This is a genomic window from Pseudoalteromonas amylolytica, from assembly GCF_001854605.1.
In the GTDB taxonomy this organism is placed as follows: domain Bacteria; phylum Pseudomonadota; class Gammaproteobacteria; order Enterobacterales; family Alteromonadaceae; genus Pseudoalteromonas; species Pseudoalteromonas amylolytica.
Window position 1 is genome coordinate 328,722 of record NZ_MKJU01000028.1, and the last position, 20,868, is coordinate 349,589.

A 20,868-nucleotide genomic window follows, 5' to 3' on the forward strand; every position below is an offset into this window, starting at 1 on the left:
TAATAGTGACTATAAATACTATGAATGGTCTTATTGAAACAAGTATATCTTCATGAATGTTTGGTAAGTAGGAATCATTTGCAATTGCAAACAGTAAACCACGCCTGCCGATTTACTGTGTATGAGCAATTAATAGTTCAGCCACGCGCTGCTTAACAGCACGTTTATCGTCAGCGTTAACGCCAAAGCGCTCGGCGAGCAATGCGATTTCTTCGTTACTGAGATTAAAAGACAAGCGCTGCCGAGTCTTTTTAGATTTTACTTCCAAGCTGAGGATTTTTCGGATCATATCCGAGGGGGTCAGCTCCTCATCGATTGCCTGCTTTTTTATTGACTTTTGTACTTCGCTACTGAGATCAAACGCCATTTGCGTTGCCCTTACGGCCTGCTCTTGGCGTTGCCATTTCGCTTTAGCATCACTCACTTAGTCACTCCCTGGAAACAGTTCTACAATATCTGATATCGGTCTGCTAAGCGTTAAAGACACATCCGTTTCACCGCCATCCCAAACCTCTATATTTAAGCTGTGTTTGTCATCATCTGATGCCAAGCTAATCACCTCGCAAGGCTCACCGCCTTGTTGCTCAAATTGAGGTAAAGACTGTTGACGATAATCACGTTGATGAAAATAGCATACAAAAGGAGCTTGAGTTTGATGGTAGCTACGCGCTAAGAACTGGCTAAATCGCTCGGGCGTGTTTGCAACACTAATTTGTGTCAAAGCTTCTTCGTCAAATATTCTGGCAAATTCATCTAAGGTGAAAATCTCGTCGACGTCGTCACGCTCAATTTTTATCGAAAAGTTTGCCCACTGCTCACCATCTTCTTGCTCAATTTGCAAAAACACGACTTGGCCTGAACTGTTTTCCAAAACCATTTCATATTCAGCGCCATATTGATACTGATAAGTATGCACAGCAATGACTCGTAAGCTTTGGCCTTTTAACCATTTTGGATATGCGAAGGAGTCTATCAATGTCAGCATGTCACCCACTTTTAACTGTGAAGGTTCAGTTAGTTGGCGTGTCGGTGCTGTTTTTTTCTTAAAAAAATTAAACATATCTCACCTAAAAAATGGTAGGGGCTCACTGAACAAATAGCGCCCCCCGATTGGGTTACTGACCTTTCTTTGCTTTGATACGTGCTAAAATGTCTTCGCTTTTTGGGTTGCTTGCACCTATACCCGCTTGCGCCATTTTGGCTTTTAGGTCGTCACCATTAGTTTGCGATTCAAGTGCTTTCGCCGCCCCAAGCTGATCTTGGCGGTCTTGCTGGCGCTGCTTGATACGTTCCAATGAAGCTTTTGCTGATGTCATTGATGAACTGTTGGTGTTTAATGTGCTATTGACCGCCATCGTTGCTTGCTGAACACTTTCGGTGGTTTTAACCATGCTTAACTGGCGTTGGTTTTCTTTAATTGACTTTTCCGCTTCTTTTACTTGTTGCTTTAAAGCCACAATATGTTGGCTAAAGCCATTGAGTACTTCTTCATGTTCGGCTTTTTCGGTTTCAAAATCACCAATTTTCTCTGCAATTTCAAGTGCTAGCGCTTCATTACCCTGCTCTAGCGCCTGTCCTGCATAACCTTCATGTTCTGCAATCGAATCTTCAAGCGCTTTCACTTTGCGTGATGTCTGCATTTCTTTCGCCATCACTTCGGTCAAGCTGCGCTTCGCTTTTTCTAGCGCATTCTTAGCATCTGCGATTTCTTGTTCAAAAATACGAATACCGTTAGCATCTATGATTGCTTCTCCGGCTTCACGCGCACCGCCACGCACAGCTGTGAATAATTTTTTTAAAATACTCATAATCTTAACTCCTAAAAACTTATTTAATCTTTTAAATAAGGGGTAACGGCATCTAGCGCTTCTATCGCATTATCTGCAAGTGTCACTAATTCGTGGGTAATATCATCAAATGACGAGTTAACCGACAAGGCACCAAAGATTGCATAGCGATTATCAACTTTGGCAAATGCACTGAGTGGAATAGGTACGTTCAAACGCAATAGCGTTTCATTAAGCTCATCTTTAAGCTCACCTTTAACTTCTTCATCAGCAAACAAATAACTAATACAAAGCAACTGTTCTTGTGTTTGTGTGACAAAAATTGGCAGTTCATCGTTACCATCTACAATCACTTGCAAAACATCTTGTTGCTCAGGGTTGGCTATCATAAATGATTCAAAGCCTACCCCTTCGGTTTCGAAAGCAGCCAGTTTGATTGAAAGTTCATCTAATTCCATTTTATCGCCTTATTAATTTGACATATTATGTCTTAGTTAAGAGTTGCACGGCTGACATATTATGTCAACCTTTCGAACTAATTTTTATACAGCTCATTTTCTATCTGCCAAGCCTGACGATAATAGTCGTACAAAACGCCTGACCCTAGCTGGTTAACATCAATCTGCTTCTCTAGCGCAAAGAATTGGCTTGGAAATACGAACGCAGCCAGCAAATATTCTTTGCTCGCCCAGCGTGATGCAACGGGTAGTTGCTCTGCCCGACGTACTCTGGCACTGGCTGAACTACCCGCTTTAGTTGCTATCGTCCACCCCCATTGGCCAAATGAGGGCACATTTTGCTGATATTGTTCCACATGACTAAACCCCGCTGACTTGACTGTTTTTGCGATGCTGATAAACGCTTTTTTCGCGTGATATGGAGAAGTTGACTGCACGACCATAGCTCCATCTGCTGCCAATAGTTGCCGCAAATGGTTGTAAAAGTAGTCGCTATAAAGTTTGTTTAAATCAGGATGGTTTGGGTCTGGCAAGTCCACAATGATAGTGTCAAACAGCGCGCCCTGAGCTAATAAGTTTTCAACCTCTAAGAATGCATCAGCCACGATAATATTGGCTCTTGGGTCTGACATGGCTGAGCTATTTAATTGCACGAGTCTTTGTTTTATATGATCGGGCGCGTTGTATTGCTCACCCGCATAGCCAAACAGATTGAGTAGCTGTGCATCTAAATCCACCAATGTCACGTTTTTTACAGGCCATTTAAGTACATCTCTGAGTGCCAGTCCGTCACCTCCACCAATGATCAATACCTTATCATGGCGGTTAGAAGCGAGCATGGCTGGGTACACTAACATGGTATGATAAATCTGCTCATCAACGCTTGAGAACTGCAACCGACCATTGAGGTAGAGATCCGTGATTGGCTCACTCTGATTACGGCTCAAACGCTCAGTTAAAACCACATGCTGATACTTGGTCGCCTCAGAATAAATGACCTTGTCTTTGTAAAGCACATTGCTCAGATCCTTCATCCAGCTACTACCAAACAGCAACACGAAACCAAAAAGCACCAATAATAAGGCATGGCAAACAACCAGTACTTTGACATAACGAACATGCTGATGATAACGCCATAAGAACGCCAAGCCCGCTACAATATTGAACAATGCCGTCCAAGCTGCCGCCTGCATTATGGGCATGGCCAGCATGATGCTGACCCAAATGGCAGCGCCAACTCCCGCACCAATATAATCGGCACCATAAATCGTGCCAGCATTGTTTTCCAAAAAGCGCCCATACACCTGCTGACGAATACGCGCGATCAGTGGTATTTCCATGCCTATGAGCATGCCTAATAACAACCCAAATACATAGGGTAAAAACCTTGCAATCTGTTGGAGCTTTTCGAATACATAGCCATTGAGCACAACATCCGCTGGCAAGTTAAAAATTGAAGAAAATAAATGAGGCAAGGAGTAACTGACCGCTATCACACTAGCGATAGCCAGAATACAGCCCATACCAACCAGTGCGATGATGCTTTCTAACCAAGCAAAGGCGGTAAATGCATCTTTGAACCATCTCGCCAAAAAAGCGCCAATCCCCATCGCGACGATCATCGTGCCAATCATGGCATAAATGGCGCTTTCAACCGACCCCAGCACTCGTCCGGCATAGTGAGAAAGTAAGTATTCATAGATCAGGCCGCATCCAGCAAGTACGGCCATCACAGTGATCAGTAAAAAGTCGTGCCCAAGTAGCTCTTTACGGCTTGGGCCTATGGTCGATTCAGACAAGACTATGCACCAAGTAACGTCGCCATGCTGATGCCAATGGCAAAAGAGATGGCTGCGGAGATGGTTGCAACCCCTACATTTTTCTGGCGATTGACCTCATCTGAAATATCGCAGCCAGCCAAAATGATTTTTATCGTCAATAAATGAAGGAGAATAAACACAACCAAACTGACCAGCGCACTTAATGCCCAGCTAGTTAAGCTAACCAGTAAATTATCAGCCGCATACGGCGCTATCCCAGAAGCTGCCGTTACAGCCAGCGCACTGCCAATTAAAAAGCCGGCATAACGCACGCCAACGGCTAAGTTACCATCAACAATGGCTTGTTGTAGGCAGTCACCGCTGCGGTTCGTTCGTTTAAATAACTGCACGCGATATTGGCTCACCAACAACAATGCAATGTTGGCAATAATGAACGCAGCAATCACAATGGGTAAACCATGCCAGCCCTCAGTTGCAACCCACAATAACGCAGAGCGAATAACCACCGCAACGCTCACCACATGGCCGAAGTCAATCAATGAGGCTGTGGTGTTACCTTTTGCAATCTCACTGTGCAGGCTCACCTTAGGTAATGCGACTTTGTCCTGGAAAAAATGACCTAATTTGATGAGAACAATAGCCAGCAGTCCATATCCTCCCATCAGCAGCGCTTCTTGGCTCAAAGATGGGGCAAATGAGCCACTACTAACGCCCGTCAGCACAATTGCTAGAGCCGCAAGCCCACCCGCAAAGCTAATACCAAAGGCAAAGTTGTCTCGCTCAGTGATCTCGTCGTTGGCATGTAGGTTTGATACCCAGCCCTTAATAAACTTTAGGCTCACAAATAATGCGATAATGATTGCAAAATCAATGGCCAAGGCTTGTAAAGACCATATCGCTATTCCATTTAATTCGTACATTTTTATAACTCCAACAATTGTTCTTTACACGCGGCATTACTTGCCACGACTTACGCCACGAGATGTTCGGCTACTACTGTTTCGCACCGTCCCCGAGCCACTTTTACTATAGCTGCTGGTACTTGCATAACTGCTACGCGTGCGCACGGGTGTGTAGCTACTTCGGCTTAAGCCTGATGCGCCGCTGCGCTTTTTGGCGTAAGGGCTAGTAAATTGTTTGCCTTGGCGCTGATAGGACTGACGTGTGCGAGTTTCCAAGGCGGATTGTGTTTTGATCTGTTTAGGACTTGAATAGCGATAGCGTCCATAATCATGGTAATAACTGTATTTTCGACGTTTACTCCAACCGCCGTACTCTACCGCATCAAAGACATCATCTAATAAACGATACATGCCATACCAATGCCAAAACGTCATGCCATTGTCGTTTGTTTGCCACTGACCATAATTTGGGTTGCCAACGAGCTGATTACCCGCTCCTTCCCCTTCAGCACGCTGACTAATTGCTCCCACCCTTGCCAATGCACCATTTGACATATCCGCTAACATGTTGATTGGATCCGTCAATGCATCGTTGAACAAACTGGGTTTCATCGCTTCATGTAACACATCTAAGCGTAACAAAGTATCTTCACTAGGCGGCGTTTTTGGTAGGTTTTTAATGTCTGTGAGACGATTGGCAAGGCCTGTGTAGAGCGGTCCTTGACTCGTGGCATCTTGCGCGATTAACGAGCTTATTTGCGATAGTTCAGGGCGCTGCTGTTGCAATACTTTTTGATACTCTTTTAACAAGGTGGCATTACGAATTCTACCCTGTTCCAGCGCGGCTTTTAATTCTATGAGCTCTGTCTCTGCCTGTTGAATTGATTGCGTGATGGACTGCTGTAATTGCTCTTCTTTTGAAGAGCACGCACTCAGTAAACACACAACCAAAAACAAGCCAACAAGCTCCCATGCTTTGATTTTCGACATTCATGTCACCGTTTGACCAATTCAAGTCTGTTGTGATTGAGCGTTTATAACGCCAAACACACAGCACTCAATCATATTATTTTAATTCCCTGTATTAGTGTCACATAGCTTTTGCACGATGCCAAGCTGCAAATTGCAACAAAATAACCGCTATGGATATATACCGCTATTGCTCTGAATATAAGTGTTTTACGGATCTATCCGTTAGCAAATATAAAAATGTGGCAGCCAAAAGCAGTAAAGCGACCATTTGGTCGCTTTACTCATATCAGATATATCAATACGCTTACTGGAATACAACGTTCTCACTACCTGGCAGTGCCTGAAACTGCGCGACCAGCTTTTCGCAATCATCTAATATCGCTTGCTCTAGCTGCTCTTCTGCACGCCAGCGTGTAGTATCCATCTTGAATACTTCTTTCTTTGAATACTTTTTCCGCGCATCATGTGTGGGCATGTCTTTGACCACTTCATACATTTGATGCACACCCGGGTAAACTTCTGGCAATTTAACCTCATCGGCAAAACTGTATTGAGAGATCAGTACCCACACCCGCAAACACCCTTCAGAATATTCGCACTGTTTTTCTTTCATGGCTCTGGCCAATAGATTAATACTATCGGCAAGTTTGGCGTTGCGCTGTTGGCGAGCTTGCATGAGTTTTTCAGCTTGCTCCGCTTGGTGCTTTGCAATCAGCGCTTTTTGCTCTTTTAATTGCCATAGCAATTTGCCCGCATAAAACGATAACCCTGCAATGATAGCTGCACCACAGATTACGGCAATTACCAGCCCTGTAGACATTACCTTTCCTCGTCTTCGTCAGTTAACCACTCATCCGCTAAGTCATTACTCATAAATTCCGCTAACGGATCATCGTCAATCATGTCTTGCTCTTCAAACTCGTCATCCAAGCCCAATAACTCACAAAGCTCCTGATGGCGCGCAACTGAGCGATTGAAGTATTTCGCATCTTTGCCAGTTAATAACTCACCACGTTCGTGACGCTCTAATAACGACATTAAGCGTTCGTCATTTTCAAGTTGCTCAAGTTCTTGTTCCGGTGACAATGTTGGTTTAACTTTCTTCAACTCTACTTGAGGTTGCAAATGACGCTTCATCACAGGTTCTTGCGTGTGCTCTGATGCTTGAGCAACCAACGGAACAGGCTTTTTACTACCTACGCGCTGATCTTTCGCGCCATTATTCGTGGTTTGCTCTTTATTCACTTTTGCTTCTTGGGCATTACGTGAGCCCGGTTTCGCCCCTTTGGTTTTCTTAGTGCGCTGCTCCTTTATTGCTCGGAGCTCTTTGAGTTTTTCTTTACTCAATCTTGGCGTACCATTACTGGCTACCTTACGGGTTTTCTTCTTTCTGGTCATAATATTTCTTCACTCGGTGCTACGAGCACCTCTGGTTTTGTTAAGATAATGACATCGTTACCAACGAATTCGATATCGCTGCCATAAATTTGTGCCACATATGCAAATGTTTTGCGGCTAAAAAACGAAATATGGGTGAGATCATTTTTGTAGTGCCATGTTGCAAAACGTGTCTTGTCTATTACCAGCTTAGTCATTAACACCAGAGGTGCTCCGGGTTTTAACAATGAAAACAGCTGGCTCAAAATGCTTTTGGGTTGTGCAATATGCTCTATCACTTCGGTACAACTAATAAAGTCATATTGCCCCGTAAGTACCTCAGGATCATTAGCATAGTATAGGTCATATACTGACATCTTATGTCCCGCTTCTGTAAGCATATGTGCAAGCAAAGGGCCCGGCCCACAGCCAAAGTCCAGCCCTATAGCAGGCGGAGAAGTACGCGCTAGTATGGGGTCTGCCACCCTTGAAAGAAAACGCCGATAACCCTCGTCACCTAAATCGTTTTGATGGCTGTCATAAATCACTTTCTCTTGCTGTGGCGTCAATCGTTCACTTTCGTCCACAAATACCAACTGGCAGCATTCACATTGCCAATAATGACGCAATTTATCCTGATGGTAATGTGTAATCTTCACACCACCACACAGGCCACATGATGAGTTTATTTGCACGACTGACTTACAGAATATTAATTAAGGGGCGTATTGTAGCAGGTCTATTTGTAGGCATAAATAAAAAGACGGTAGAGATTGCTCCCTACCGCCTACTAATCTGAGCGTCTCAAAACTGGACACTTCTCCCTTCGACTTTTAAGTCTTTATTATTTTTATTATGCTGTCTTCCATTTTGTTTTTATTGTTACTTCCCTGAGCCTTTCCATATTGTTTTTATTATTAAACTTCCATGGGGCTTTTATTTTTATCGGTCAATCCTGACACTTTATTGTTATTTCCATAATGATGAGTACCAGACTTAGTACTAAACTTGTCACCTACGCTTCCATCGCGCTCAATCCGTATTGTTTTATTGTCTTGGCGACACCAGTTAATCTACGCCTTAATGAAATAGTTACAACTGGTTAATAGTAAATTTCCTATAATGTCTTTAATTAAAAATATGTAAACCTCAAAATTACAAATACTTACACATTAAACAGAAAACAAAATAAGAGATATCTCACAAATTGGAATGGCAAATGTCTCACAAAGGATTGGGTGAATATCGTACCTGTTTACAGAGATCAAAAAAGGCAGCGAGCGCTGCCTTTTTGCACGATTTGCTTAGTTTATACGCGAGTGTACAAACTGCCTATCAGACTTTAGTGTAAGCCACCCAAGTACTTCGAAAGGGTTTCGATGTCTTTGTCTGTCAGCTTTTTCGCAATGTCCTGCATCATGCCATTGAGATCATTTTTGCGAGTTCCATCACGGAATTTAAGCAATTGAGATTTAATATACTCAGGATGCTGGAAAGAGATTTTAGGGAATTTTGCTAACGATGTACCGTTACCACGAGGTCCGTGGCACGCCGCACATGACGGAATACCGCGTTCAGCGTCGCCCGCTTTATAAAGCTTTTGGCCAGCTGCAACCACATCTTCAGGCGTTGTGCCTTCACTCATATTTAAAGTAGAAAAATAGGCAGCTAAGTCCTTCATGTCTTGATCAGAAAGAGGCATGGCCATACCACTCATGACTGGGTCCATACGACCTTCGCTACCACCTGATGTCATGCCAAGCTTAAATTCTTGTAGTTGCTTATAAATGTAGTCAGCATGCTGACCTGCAATTTTCGGATACATAGTTACAGGTGCATTGCCATCTGGGCCGTGACATGCTGCACAAGTTGCAGACTTTGCTTTACCCGCTTCTGCGTCGCCATCAAATGCTGTTGCGTTGCTTGCTGACAACGTACCAAGCAACATTGTTAAAGTTAATGCTATTTTTTTCATGGTAAATTCTCTGTTTCGACCCTGTAATATTTAGTCCCAAGACACGATGACATGCTTTTCAGCGTAACTTGAGTAGACAATCTTTATCTTTACGTTGCAATTTTTACATTCTACACGATATAAATTTTTCTGGCACGTTTTCTGCCCACATTAAGCTTATAAATTATGGGGTTTTGACCTAGATTAAGTTCTAATCCTACCCAAAAGCAGTTTTAAAAGCATCCTGAGTCAACAATGCCTGCTTTTGCAACGCCACTAAGTGTTATAAACTAAGCTTGTTTTAGCCATTTTGTTTTATTGTTAGGAGAGCCAGTGCTCAAATCTCGGATTAAATACCATACTGCTAGTTTCATTACCAGTGCCCCTGATATTTCTAAGCTGCCTGCTGATGCGGGTATCGAGGTCGCGTTTGCGGGTCGCTCCAACGCAGGGAAATCGAGCGCTCTAAATGCCCTAACAGATCAAAAGTTGGCGCGTACTAGTAAAACTCCTGGTCGTACACAGCTCATTAATACCTTTGAATTAGACGAAGAAAAACGATTAATCGACCTTCCTGGGTATGGTTTTGCCAAAGTCCCCATCGAAATGAAAAAGAAATGGCAACGTTCATTGGGCGAGTACCTACAAAAGCGAAAAAGCTTAAAAGGGCTTGTCGTGCTAATGGATATTCGCCACCCTCTGAAAGACTTAGATATGGATCTAATTAACTGGGCTGTTGACAGTGAAATCCCTATTCTGGCACTACTGACCAAAGCAGATAAGCTCAAACAAGGCAAGCGCAAAGCTGAGGTTCTGCAAGTACGCAAAGCACTGGCGGAGTTAGACGCTGATATTACAGTCCATGCATTTTCATCTTTAAAAGGTATTGGTTTAAACGAGCTGGCTTGGAAACTTGATGATTGGTATTTAGGACCCTTTGTTAAGCCTGAGGAACAGACTGAAGATAGTGAATAACCTTAAAGGTTATTCACTTAGATAAAACTGTATGCCTGCTGAGCGCAGATAAACGCCCTGTTTGTCTTGCTCAGCAATCTCAGCCCATTGGTAGTAGACATTTCTCGCCACTCTGGCATGTAGACCATTGCTTAAACCTAGATAGGGTAATTGCTGTTGCTCAAAACAACGCAACTCAAGTGGATACTGCTGGCAAATCGGCCACTTTCTTCCTAAATTATCCACGGCCACCAGCACATCCATATCATCTAACTTATGGCTATACCAACTGGTTACTAGAAAGGCGACATCTTCTACGGCTATTTCGCAGCGTTCAGCAGGAGTCGTTAACCAGTGAGTGTTTTGCTCACAGCTGAGTACACTGGCAAATAACTTCAGTAGCCCCAGTCGCTTTATTTCTCCACCTTGATGAAACCAACGACCCTGCCTATCAATACGCATGTCTAGCATACCACAGGTTTGCCCCGTCCATTTTTCAGTTGGGGCATGTGGGGTAACAAGCTCAGCGACTAATTCACTTAGCTTGCTCATTAAATACCAAGCTAAAGGTTACCGGTACTGTTGTCGCGATACTGTCTAGACCCGCTACTTTTCTTAGAGCTTCAATACCTGCCACCATGTTAAAGTCACTTGCCTTAATCAGGACAGCGCGCTGCGGCGTTACATGTAGTTGCTGGTTATTCTTATTTACCACTAAATCCAATGTTAATGTCTGTTGTTGGCCGTGTAGTGATAACTCAACTGGTACCGATTTAATTACCTGTATGCCGTTATTTAGCGTCTTATAAAATTTGCTTAAATCTGCAGTGATATTCGCCTTAGGAAAGCTACTGACATTAAATAGCATCTCTTGCATGCGCTGATTACGGATAGGGATCATGGACTCAATGGTTTTGAGATCAATTGAAAACTCCAATTCTCCATCATCTGAAAGTGTACCTTCCAGCTCCTTAAAATAGTGATTCTCAGCAATCGCGCTCTTTTTGATAGAAGTGATACTTAAATCACTTTGGCTATTATCTAACTGCCAAGCTGCAAACACTTGAGTTGAAAGCAAACTTGCACACAGTAGTACAGACTTAAGCATGACATGATCCTTTTTATGTAATGAAGAATCCTAATATTAACACGCAATGCTCAATGATACATGAATGAAAAGAAAAACACGGCTCACCAAATTCAGTGAGCCGTTATAGCAATCTGGGGAGAAGCTATCAATACGTTGTATCCTCTTGCGAGAGATACATCATCAACAGGATGTCCTACAGGATGAGGACGCGCGCACTGTAACAAAACCACTTACAGAAATAAACGCCCAGAGGCAAAAATTGGGCCAATTTGATATTTTATAAACATTCCGTTGTCCCTATTTACGCTTTTTTTACTAATAGCCCAGTAAAAAAGGGCGTCACACGCCCTTTTATAAATAAATTAATTTTCCCTATCTAGGTAAAAACCCCTTCGAACTTGCACTTTAATGCGCTTGTTCCCAGTTTTCACCATGATCAGCTTCTACTAATAAAGGCACATCCAAGGTCGCGGCTTCACTCATCAGTGCACAGATTTTATCGCTAAATTGCGCCACTTTGTTTTCTGCCACTTCAAATACCAGTTCATCGTGTACCTGCATAAGTAGTTTTATGTCATCGCGAGATTGGGTATGTAGCCAGTCACTCACCTTAAGCATTGCCTTTTTGATGATATCTGCCGCAGTACCTTGCATCGGTGCATTGATAGCGGCACGCTCAGCCGCTTTTCGACGAGCGCCATTGCGCGCTTTAATATCAGGCAAATGCAAACGACGGCCAAACAATGTCTCCACGTAACCTCGCTCTGCGGCTTCTTCACGCGTGCGCTCCATGTATTCCAATACGCCTGGGAAACGCTCAAAGTACTTATCCATATAATGCTGCGCTTCATGACGCGGAATATCCAACTGGCGAGATAAACCAAATGCGCTCATGCCATATATTAAACCAAAGTTTACCGCTTTCGCTTTACGACGCATGTCTGAGGTAACTTCCTCTAGCGGTACGGAAAAAACTTCTGATGCGGTCGCACTGTGCACATCTTTGCCTTGCGCAAAAGCATTCAGCAGCCCTTGGTCTTGAGATAAGTGCGCCATGATCCGCAATTCAATCTGACTATAATCCGCCGCCAATATCTGCTTACCTTTATCGGCAATAAATGCTTGGCGGATACGACGACCCGTTTCGTTGCGAATAGGAATGTTTTGCAAGTTAGGATCACTGGAGCTTAAGCGACCTGTCGCGGTAACCGCTTGATGATATGACGTATGGACCCGCCCAGTGTCAGGATTAACAAGCTTGGGTAATTTGTCGGTGTAGGTGGACTTTAATTTAGCTAACCCACGGTGCTCTATGATGAGTTTTGGTAGCGGATAATCGTGCGCTAACTCCTGTAGCACTTCTTCAGCGGTGGAAGGCGCGCCCTTGGGCGTTTTCTTAACAACTGGCAATCCCTGCTTTTCAAACAAAATGACTTGAAGCTGTTTTGGTGAACTTAAATTAAACTCTTCACCTGCCAATTCAAATGCTTCTTTTTCAATTTCAGCTAAGCGTTCACTGATTTGCACACTTTGCTGCGCGAGCATTGATGAGTCAATTTTCACGCCGGTGCGTTCAATCTCAGACAGCACAGATAACAGTGGCAATTCGATATCGAGAAACACGTCTTGTAGCTTGTCTTGCTGTTTTAACAATGGCCATAAATGTTCATGTAGTCGCAATGTAATATCAGCATCTTCTGCCGCATATGGGGCCGCTTTTTCCAGCTCAATTTGATTAAACGTCAACTGCGATTTGCCTTTACCGGCAATCTCTTCAAAGCTGATATTTTTATGGCCCAAGTATTTTAGTGCCAATGAGTCCATATCATGGCGTGTTGCCACGCTATTGAACACATACGACTCCAGCATAGTATCAAAGGCGATGCCATTGAGCTCTAACCCCGCTCTGGCCAATACGCTCTTATCATACTTTAAGTTTTGCCCAACCTTTTTTATTTTATCGTCAGCTAAAATCGCACCTAGCTTTTCAAACACCAAGGCTTTTGGTAATTGCTCAGGGGCACCAACATAGTCATGTGCGATAGGTAGGTAGGCAGCTTCACTGGGTGCGACCGCAAAGCTCATTCCTACCAAGTCAGCTTGCATATAATCAAGGCTTGTTGTTTCTGTATCAAAGGCCATCAATGGCGCTGATTGCAATTTATCCAACCAACGCTCTAACTGCTCTTCGGTTAAGATAGTCTCATAATTAGCCTCTGGCTGTTGTGCCATAGGTGCGCTACCTGATGCTTCGATATCGGCAATATCTGGTTTGCTCGCGGCACTGGCATCGTCAAGCAATTCACTTAACCAGCGCTTGAATTCACACTCGGCATACAATTCTATCAGTCTATCTTTATCTATAGGCGCAATCGCAAACTGCTCCAGATCTTGTTCAACCTCAACATCAAGTTTGATAGTCGCAAGTTCATAAGATAGCTCTAACTGCTCTTTATGCTCCTCAAGCTTTTTAGCCATGGTTTTAGAACCACGAAAGCCAAGCGCAGCGATTTCGTCAAGATGCTGATATATACTCTCAATCGATCCAAGGCCTTGTAACATAGCCAATGCCGTTTTTTCACCAACACCAGGCACACCAGGGATGTTATCAACCTTATCACCCATTAACGCTAAGTAATCGATGATAAGCTCTGGACCTATACCAAATTTATCCACCACCCCCTGTGGGTCTAGCACTGTGTTGGTCATGGTGTTAATCAGTGTGACATGTTCATTCACTAGCTGAGCCATATCTTTGTCACCCGTGCTTATCAACACGTGACGTTTTTGCTCCGCCGCGATACGCGCAAATGTACCAATGACGTCATCGGCTTCTACGCCAGTAATACTAACAAGCGGCAACCCCATCGCTTCGATAATGTCGTGAATTGGCTTGATCTGAGACCTCAGATCATCAGGCATGGGCGGTCGATGAGCTTTGTACTCGCTGTACATCTCATTTCTAAATGTTGGTCCCTTGGCATCAAACACGACCACCATGTGACTTGGCTGATATTGCTTCAACAAGCTCTTGAGCATGTTGATCACGCCATAAATAGCACCTGTTGCTTCTCCTTTTGAGTTAGTAAGATGCGGTGGCGCATGGTACGCCCGAAAAAGATAAGAAGAACCATCAACCAAGATCAAAGGATTTTCAGGGATCAAAGACATAATAAAGGGGATCCTAAATGGGCTTTTAAATAACTACATAAGGATGCCATAAGGACACAGATAAAACGAGGGATAAAAACGAAGAAGATAATCAGTGTTGGCTCGAATAAACTGTGGATAACTTTGTAGATAAACACAGCCGATTGCAGCAAGAATGTTTTAAAACATTTACCGTATATTTTAAGTTTTTGATATTAAAGAGAAAAGCAAACTCTTTTTTTATTATTATTTAAGCCTAAAATGTGGAAAAACATTTTGGCGCTCACAAAGATTAGAACAAGCTGTACAAAAATCAAGCTCTATTTTGTGAGCGGACGGGTATACTAACACAATTGATCCAAGATCAAATAAGATCCTTTATAATATTTTTCTTCGCTGTTAATTACAATTAAGCATAAGCCTGTAAGATCTTACATTAGAGGGAGTACATATGAAAAAAATCGCAATAATTTTGAGTGGCTGTGGCGTCTTTGATGGAGCAGAGATCCATGAATCTGTCTTAACGATGCTGCACATCGAGCAACTTGGGGCAAGCTATGAATGCTTCGCACCCAATATTCAACAACATCATGTGCTCAACCACTTAACTGGTGAAGAGCAAGCACAACAACGCAATGTTCTAGAGGAAGCTGCGCGTATCGCACGAGGTAACATTAAGGACTTATCGTTATTAAACGTTGATGAGTTCCACGCTTTAGTGCTCCCTGGTGGCTTTGGTGTTGCCAAGAACCTCAGTAGTTTTGCTTTTGAAGGTGCACAATCAACTATCTTAGAGCTACTAAAACAATGTTGTCAAAGCTTTGCACAACAACATAAACCAATTGCATATTTATGTATAGCGCCAGCACTAATCGGCCATATTCACCCCCAAGGGACCCTTGCCACAATCGGTAATGATGAGCAAACCGCAGCTGCGACAGAACAACTGGGTGCTAAACATGTTACTTGTGGAGTTGAGGAGATTGTTGTTGACGAACAACAAAAAGTAATCAGTACTCCAGCCTATATGCTAGCAGGCTCAATCACAGAAGCATCAAGTGGGATCCAAAAGGCGATCAAAGCACTTTTGGACATGTCCTAAGTGATGGAGCAGTTGCCTATATTTGCGCTAAAGCAATAAATTGGGCATTTTTCTTCTAATATACACAAGTTTAGTTTTATAAATTAGTTGGTGGCGTTATAATCGCTAGAAATTCCGTCATCTTATCGTGATTGATCACGTCCAAATGAAGTGAGCAAGACAAATGAAAAAACTTTCTGCAGCATTATTATTGCTATCAACGGCCGCAGTAGCGCAGCCTTATGACAATGCTTTAACTGAAGAAGCAATTCAGAAACGTATCGCACCTGTTGGCAGCGTATATTTGGCTGGTGCAGAGAGCGCCGCTGAAGCGGCACCAAGCGGGCCTCGCTCTGGTGAACAAGTATATCAAGCCGCATGTTTTGCCTGTCACGGAACTGGCGCGTTAGGTGCACCAAAAACAGCTGATGATTGGGCTCCTCGCCTAGCAAAAGGCGCTGATGTATTGTTAGATCATGCAATCAACGGCTTCAACGCAATGCCACCTCGTGGTACGTGTATGGACTGTTCTGATGATGAGATTGCTGCAGCAATTGAATTTATGACAGCTAAATAATATCAATAAAATTAAGGAGATCGCTCGATCTCCTTCGATATTGCCGTGTAAGTTCAAAAAACCTCAACCAAAGTCACCCATATTGAACTTGACCCTTGCCAATAAAAGTGAAAATATACGGATAATAATTGAGCAGATAATAATAACTATGGGTTAAATCATTGGAAGATCCCTCACCTGTACTTCGAAAACTTGAACGTAATAATAAACGTTTACGGTTTTTACTTAAAAAGTATAAACAGAACAACCACTTACAGCACGCTCTGATTTTATTATCAGAACGGGCAAGTACGGTTGCGGAACTGACTTTGCTTTATCCTGCGATACATGACATTTTAGTCAAGTACCTTCCCAGTCGCAGTTTCTACGTAGTACTTCAAAATCAATATACACAAACCCTTGAATTATCTTATTTTGTCGATGAAAAAGATGGCATTGCTGTACCACTACATGAAGACAGCCACTTTTCCGACGGAGTGACTGGGTACGTTTTTCGCACAGGTGAGACCGTTTACCTCACCAAAGAGAGTATGCTTGAACAAACCAAAAAAGGGGAGTTTAAGGCGCTGGGCAGTCAAGCCGAGCATTGGGTTGGCGTGCCCATTTATCGCGACAGTAACATTATTGGTGTGATGGTGTCGCAAAGTTATCAGGCAAAACAAAGCTACAGCGAGCAACAAATCGAGCTGCTTGAGGTGATGTCTTTATACTTGGCAACCGCCATCGAGCGTGTCAAAAAGCGTGAATTACTTGAGTCTGAGGTTAAAATTCGCACTAGAGCATTGATGCAAAGCAACGAAGCCCTCAACAAAGAGATTGAGCACCGTAAACGAGCGCTGGATCGCCAACAGATCCTCTTCAAGATATCTGAGCTGGCGACGCAATTTAGTGACATCGATGATGTATACAAACAAGTACATGACATCATTCGTTCAATTACCTTCGCTGATAACCTATATATTGCTTTGTATGACAAACATGCAGGCTGGCTAAGCTTCCCTTATAGCGTTGATGAAGTCACACAATATAAACCCAGACCTTTCGCAAAAGGCTATAGTGAACTGGTGATCCGCACGGAGCAAAGCCAGCTCATTGATACTGTGCGGGCAAAAACGCTGATTGCCGAAGGCACCGTACAACGTTCCAAAGAGTATAATAAAATTCAGCTGGCAACTAGCTGGATGGGGGCGCCGTTAAAAACCGCCAATGGTGTGATAGGACTGATCGCATGTCAGGCGTATGATCATAAATATGAGTTTGATTACGATGATGTTGAACTGATCTCATTCGTATCCAACCAGATAGCATCGGTATTACAAACTCACCTAGCTAATCAAGCACTTAAGAGTAGTCACCAAGAGCTTGAGCATCGCGTAGCAGAAAAAACCAAGGCATTACAGCAAACCAATTTACATCTGCAAATGCAAATTGAAGAGCGTAAAAAAATTGAACAGCAGTTATATCACGACGCACATCACGATCCGCTGACGAGCCTGCCCAATCGTAGTTTATTTCTAACGCAATTAGAAAAAACATTACACAAATTCCAACGTCATCCTGATCATCACTTTGCTGTACTGTTCATCGATTTAGACAAGTTCAAGTCTATTAATGATGAACTTGGTCACCAAGCTGGTGATCAATTCTTGATTTGGGTAAGTAAAACTTTTGCCGACTGTATCAGAGATCATGATTTGCTCGCACGCTTAGCTGGCGATGAATTTGTCATACTGTTGGATCATCTCAGCGATAAACAGCAGGCCGAAGATGTCGCAAAGCGTATTATTCGAGTCATGCAACAACCATTTTGTATGAAAGGCATCTGTGTGCAAAGTGGTGCAAGTATTGGCATCACGTACAGTAATAAACGCTACAACAACATTGACGAAATCATTCGTGATGCAGATGCCGCAATGTACTATGCCAAAAATGCAGGTCGTGGTCGGTATGAATTTTACCATCCATTGCTCACTGCAAGCTCAGGAGCAAATAAGCATATCGAGCACCATCATTTAAGTGCATTGCCGACACACTTTCGACGTACCGAAGTGATTTCTATGGCTGACAAAATAAATTCTATTAGCCTGATAGATGCATTTGGAGAACATCCCATACTGGGCAGTACCAATTTCGACATATTGAAAAAATTTGCAGCAGAAAAAACTGAGCAGCTAGAGATTGAATTACAACTTCTCAAACAAGTGATACACATAGGTAATACCCAGTCTCAAGACCTATTGTTCGCCTGCTCTTTAGTAGTACTTGATAACCAAGCTTTTAATCCATTATGCCAATTGTTAAAAAGCGCTAAACATCAAATGTGCTTATTGTTCGACGAAGCCGCGCTGCGACACGCCTCTAGCCAACAGTTAGAGAATCTCAAAACACTGTGCGATATGGGTGAGCATGTAGGGTTAAACGACTTTGCTAAGGATCGCTGCGATCTTGCCATGCTGACTCAACATGATTTTAAATATCTATTGTTAAGCTCGACATTTAGCAAGCGAGTACTACAGCAGCGTTGCTATGACCTTCAACTACAGGGGATATTAGCGGTAACTAAGCTAAAACAAACACAAGTGATAGCCAAAGGCCCCGCTATTTTAAATTTCCGAGGCTTATTAGAAAGCCATGGGATTGAGTTATTTTTTGGCAAACAACATAGTGTGGACTTGCTGCAAGAAGCCTCTGTCAGCAAGGTTGTCTCGCAAAGCTCAAGTGGCCCTATCGTTTTAATATAGCTCTTAGATTGGCGACTCTGGCTTGACCTTTTTCCATACGTTCCGCTTGTGAAGCCACAGTTTTCTTTTGGCCTTCATAGCTTAGATCATCCTGCGGCAGCTCTTGTACAAAACGGCTTATCTCGGGTGTCGCGACCTCACCAAACTGACGGCGATTCTTGGCATGTGTCAACGTCAATGTTTGCTGGGCGCGTGTTACTCCCACATAAGCTAAACGACGTTCTTCCTCAACATTATCCTCATCAATACTCGTCTGGTGTGGTAAAAAACCTTCTTCCATGCCAACCATAAATACATGTGGATACTCCAATCCTTTGGATGCGTGCAATGTAAGCAATTGTACCGCATCAGAATCGTCTTCTTCTTCGTTACGCTCAAGCATATCTCTGAGCGTGAGCTTGCTCACCACTTCAGCAAGCGTCATGGCTGGATTGTCGCTGTCTCCTGTAAGCATGTCTGTGATCCAGCGATATAACTCGGAAACGTTCTTCATGCGCATTTCAGCAGCTTTGGCACTGGGGGAAGACTCGTAAAGATAGGCTTCATAGTTGGTTTCACGGACCATATCTTTCACCGCTTCTAATGTATCACCACGCACCGCCCTATCGGATAACTCTACAACCCAACGGGCGAATCCCATCAGAGCATTAAACCCTCGACCAGCCAAACGCTCTGCCAATAGAGGATCAAAACAGGCCTCAAACAAGCTGATATGCTTCTCATTTGCCAAGCTACCAAGCTTTTCAAGTGTCACAGGCCCGATTTCTCGTCGCGGTGTATTAACTATACGTAAGAAAGCATTGTCGTCATCCTGATTTACCAACAAGCGCAGATACGCCATGATATCTTTGATCTCACTACGCGAGAAAAATGACATTCCGCCGCTTATTTTGTAAGGAATACGGTTACTCATCAGCGACTTTTCAAACACTCTTGCCTGATGGTTGCCGCGATACAAAATGGCGTAATCTTTATAGCTCGTACGCTTCATAAATTTGTGAGATATAATCTCTGCAACAACACGCTCAGCCTCATGCTCTTCGTCACGTGTTGCAATAACCCTGATCGGGTCACCGTTTTCCAGCTCACTGAATAATTGTTTATCAAACTCATGTGGGTTGTTGGCAATGAGAATATTGGCTGCTTTTAATATCCGTTTGCAACTACGATAGTTTTGCTCAAGTTTGATGAGCCGCAAACCGGGGAAATCTTTGGATAGCAACACTAAGTTCTGTGGTTTCGCGCCACGCCATGAATAAATTGACTGGTCGTCATCACCCACCACAGTAAATCTGGCTCGTTCACCTACCAACAGTTTTACCAACTGGTACTGGCTAGTATTGGTATCTTGATACTCATCCACCAATAAATAACGAAAACGCGCCTGCCAGCGCTCTCGAACTTCTGTGGACTGCGACAGCAACAAGGTCGGTACCATGATCAAATCATCAAAATCAAACGCGTTATAGGCACGTAGCTGAGTTTGATAACGCGCATATAACTGGGCAAATAACGCCTTTTGTGGCTCCCTAGCTTCGGCTATTGCCCTTTGTGGCAAGATCAATTCGTTCTTCCAGTTACCAATTTGCATCTTGAGTAAATTCAGCAAATCTTTATCTTTTTCTAATTCTTTTTCTGTCAGTTCGCTCAGTAGTTGATTGGTATCCTGATCATCTAGCAAAGAGAAGTTGGCTTTATAACCGAGTGTTTTTAGCTCTTTTTTTATTATCTCAAGTCCAAGCGTGTGAAATGTGGATACCCATAAGCCCTTTGACTCTTGTTTGCCCAGTGTTTGCGAGACCCGCTCCCGCATTTCTTTAGCAGCTTTGTTGGTAAATGTCACAGCGGCAATATTCTTTGCCTGATACTCACATTTTTGTACTAAGTAAGCGATTTTATTGGTAATTACACGTGTTTTTCCGGAACCCGCCCCTGCGAGTACTAAGCAAGGACCACTGATGTATTTTACCGCTTCGTCTTGTTTTGGATTGAGTTTCATTGCCAGACTATGTGTTGTGCTACCGAAGTGATATTTTACCGTAAA

The 20,868-nt window shown here is 43.2% G+C and carries 19 protein-coding genes; 4 read left to right on the forward strand and 15 right to left on the reverse strand.

Features of this window, described 5'->3' with window-relative positions:
* Positions 1–112: 112 nt before the first annotated feature.
* The 11 genes from BET10_RS15160 to BET10_RS15210 form a co-directional block, all read right to left on the reverse strand.
* Entirely contained in the window at positions 113–424 is a 312-nt protein-coding gene (locus tag BET10_RS15160; RefSeq protein WP_070986432.1) for a hypothetical protein, read from the reverse strand.
* The gene (locus tag BET10_RS15165; RefSeq protein WP_070986433.1) at positions 425–1,060 is read right to left on the reverse strand and encodes a hypothetical protein; all 636 of its coding nucleotides are present in this window, start codon (positions 1,058–1,060) and stop codon (positions 425–427) included.
* Positions 1,061–1,115: 55 nt separating this feature from the next.
* A complete protein-coding gene (locus tag BET10_RS15170) occupies positions 1,116–1,808 on the reverse strand; it encodes a PspA/IM30 family protein (RefSeq protein WP_070986434.1) in 693 nt (230 codons plus the stop codon).
* Positions 1,809–1,831: 23 nt separating this feature from the next.
* Complete coding sequence (locus BET10_RS15175) at positions 1,832–2,245, reverse strand: DUF2170 family protein (protein ID WP_070986435.1); 414 nt, start codon at positions 2,243–2,245, stop codon at positions 1,832–1,834.
* Between the two features lie 77 nt (positions 2,246–2,322).
* Positions 2,323–4,044 (reverse strand): polyamine aminopropyltransferase, encoded by a 1,722-nt coding sequence (locus tag BET10_RS15180; RefSeq protein ID WP_070986436.1) that lies wholly within the window; start codon positions 4,042–4,044, stop codon positions 2,323–2,325.
* A 2-nt stretch (positions 4,045–4,046) separates the two neighbouring features.
* Entirely contained in the window at positions 4,047–4,946 is a 900-nt protein-coding gene (locus BET10_RS15185) for a DUF350 domain-containing protein (protein WP_070986437.1), read from the reverse strand.
* Positions 4,947–4,982: 36 nt separating this feature from the next.
* Positions 4,983–5,918, reverse strand: a complete 936-nt coding sequence (locus BET10_RS15190) for a hypothetical protein (RefSeq protein WP_070986438.1) — start codon at positions 5,916–5,918, stop codon at positions 4,983–4,985.
* A gap of 286 nt (positions 5,919–6,204) precedes the next feature.
* Positions 6,205–6,720 (reverse strand): DUF2489 domain-containing protein, encoded by a 516-nt coding sequence (locus BET10_RS15195; RefSeq protein WP_070986439.1) that lies wholly within the window; start codon positions 6,718–6,720, stop codon positions 6,205–6,207.
* A complete protein-coding gene (gene yihI, locus BET10_RS15200; protein WP_070986440.1) occupies positions 6,720–7,298 on the reverse strand; it encodes a Der GTPase-activating protein YihI in 579 nt (192 codons plus the stop codon). Before yihI ends, BET10_RS15195 begins: the two co-directional genes overlap by 1 nt.
* A complete protein-coding gene (locus tag BET10_RS15205; protein ID WP_420820126.1) occupies positions 7,295–7,936 on the reverse strand; it encodes a class I SAM-dependent methyltransferase in 642 nt (213 codons plus the stop codon). Before BET10_RS15205 ends, yihI begins: the two co-directional genes overlap by 4 nt.
* Before the next feature lie 683 nt (positions 7,937–8,619).
* Entirely contained in the window at positions 8,620–9,252 is a 633-nt protein-coding gene (locus tag BET10_RS15210; RefSeq protein WP_070986442.1) for a c-type cytochrome, read from the reverse strand.
* 312 nt (positions 9,253–9,564) lie between these two features.
* Between BET10_RS15210 and yihA the strand changes: the two genes are divergently transcribed.
* On the forward strand, positions 9,565–10,206 hold the full coding sequence (yihA, locus tag BET10_RS15215; protein WP_070986443.1) for a ribosome biogenesis GTP-binding protein YihA/YsxC: 642 nt from the start codon (positions 9,565–9,567) through the stop codon (positions 10,204–10,206).
* Between the two features lie 9 nt (positions 10,207–10,215).
* On the opposite strand, the gene BET10_RS15220 is transcribed toward yihA, so the two are convergent.
* The 3 genes from BET10_RS15220 to polA form a co-directional block, all read right to left on the reverse strand.
* Positions 10,216–10,737 (reverse strand): DUF1285 domain-containing protein, encoded by a 522-nt coding sequence (locus BET10_RS15220; protein WP_070986444.1) that lies wholly within the window; start codon positions 10,735–10,737, stop codon positions 10,216–10,218.
* Positions 10,721–11,293 carry a YceI family protein gene (locus BET10_RS15225; protein WP_070986445.1) on the reverse strand — a complete coding sequence of 191 codons (573 nt, stop codon included), beginning with the start codon at positions 11,291–11,293 and terminating at the stop codon, positions 10,721–10,723. The genes BET10_RS15220 and BET10_RS15225 overlap by 17 nt, the downstream gene beginning before the upstream one ends.
* A gap of 387 nt (positions 11,294–11,680) precedes the next feature.
* Positions 11,681–14,446: a DNA polymerase I gene (polA, locus tag BET10_RS15230; RefSeq protein ID WP_070986446.1), complete on the reverse strand. Its 2,766-nt coding sequence runs from the start codon at positions 14,444–14,446 to the stop codon at positions 11,681–11,683.
* 430 nt (positions 14,447–14,876) lie between these two features.
* Between polA and elbB the strand changes: the two genes are divergently transcribed.
* The 3 genes from elbB (at position 14,877) to BET10_RS15245 (ending at position 18,824) form a co-directional block, all read left to right on the forward strand.
* A complete protein-coding gene (elbB, locus tag BET10_RS15235; protein WP_070986447.1) occupies positions 14,877–15,527 on the forward strand; it encodes an isoprenoid biosynthesis glyoxalase ElbB in 651 nt (216 codons plus the stop codon).
* A gap of 163 nt (positions 15,528–15,690) precedes the next feature.
* Positions 15,691–16,083: a c-type cytochrome gene (locus BET10_RS15240; protein WP_070986448.1), complete on the forward strand. Its 393-nt coding sequence runs from the start codon at positions 15,691–15,693 to the stop codon at positions 16,081–16,083.
* A 161-nt stretch (positions 16,084–16,244) separates the two neighbouring features.
* Complete coding sequence (locus BET10_RS15245; RefSeq protein WP_070986449.1) at positions 16,245–18,824, forward strand: sensor domain-containing diguanylate cyclase; 2,580 nt, start codon at positions 16,245–16,247, stop codon at positions 18,822–18,824.
* On the opposite strand, the gene rep is transcribed toward BET10_RS15245, so the two are convergent.
* Positions 18,808–20,823, reverse strand: a complete 2,016-nt coding sequence (gene rep, locus BET10_RS15250) for a DNA helicase Rep (RefSeq protein WP_070986450.1) — start codon at positions 20,821–20,823, stop codon at positions 18,808–18,810. The two genes, BET10_RS15245 and rep, sit on opposite strands and share 17 nt — an antisense overlap.
* Between the last annotated feature and the right edge of the window lie 45 nt (positions 20,824–20,868).

Excerpts from the sequence above, each read along its gene's own strand:
- yihI (WP_070986440.1), bottom strand. The coding sequence starts at position 7,298 with ATGACCAGAAAGAAGAAAACCCGTAAGGTAGCCAGTAATGGTACGCCA.
- BET10_RS15220 (WP_070986444.1), bottom strand. The coding sequence starts at position 10,737 with ATGAGCAAGCTAAGTGAATTAGTCGCTGAGCTTGTTACCCCACATGCC.
- BET10_RS15185 (WP_070986437.1), bottom strand. The coding sequence starts at position 4,946 with ATGTACGAATTAAATGGAATAGCGATATGGTCTTTACAAGCCTTGGCC.
- BET10_RS15190 (WP_070986438.1), bottom strand. The coding sequence starts at position 5,918 with ATGTCGAAAATCAAAGCATGGGAGCTTGTTGGCTTGTTTTTGGTTGTG.
- rep (WP_070986450.1), bottom strand. The coding sequence starts at position 20,823 with ATGAAACTCAATCCAAAACAAGACGAAGCGGTAAAATACATCAGTGGT.
- polA (WP_070986446.1), bottom strand. The coding sequence starts at position 14,446 with ATGTCTTTGATCCCTGAAAATCCTTTGATCTTGGTTGATGGTTCTTCT.
- BET10_RS15165 (WP_070986433.1), bottom strand. The coding sequence starts at position 1,060 with ATGTTTAATTTTTTTAAGAAAAAAACAGCACCGACACGCCAACTAACT.
- elbB (WP_070986447.1), top strand. The coding sequence starts at position 14,877 with ATGAAAAAAATCGCAATAATTTTGAGTGGCTGTGGCGTCTTTGATGGA.
- BET10_RS15195 (WP_070986439.1), bottom strand. The coding sequence starts at position 6,720 with ATGTCTACAGGGCTGGTAATTGCCGTAATCTGTGGTGCAGCTATCATT.
- BET10_RS15175 (WP_070986435.1), bottom strand. The coding sequence starts at position 2,245 with ATGGAATTAGATGAACTTTCAATCAAACTGGCTGCTTTCGAAACCGAA.
- BET10_RS15210 (WP_070986442.1), bottom strand. The coding sequence starts at position 9,252 with ATGAAAAAAATAGCATTAACTTTAACAATGTTGCTTGGTACGTTGTCA.
- BET10_RS15170 (WP_070986434.1), bottom strand. The coding sequence starts at position 1,808 with ATGAGTATTTTAAAAAAATTATTCACAGCTGTGCGTGGCGGTGCGCGT.
- BET10_RS15240 (WP_070986448.1), top strand. The coding sequence starts at position 15,691 with ATGAAAAAACTTTCTGCAGCATTATTATTGCTATCAACGGCCGCAGTA.
- BET10_RS15225 (WP_070986445.1), bottom strand. The coding sequence starts at position 11,293 with ATGCTTAAGTCTGTACTACTGTGTGCAAGTTTGCTTTCAACTCAAGTG.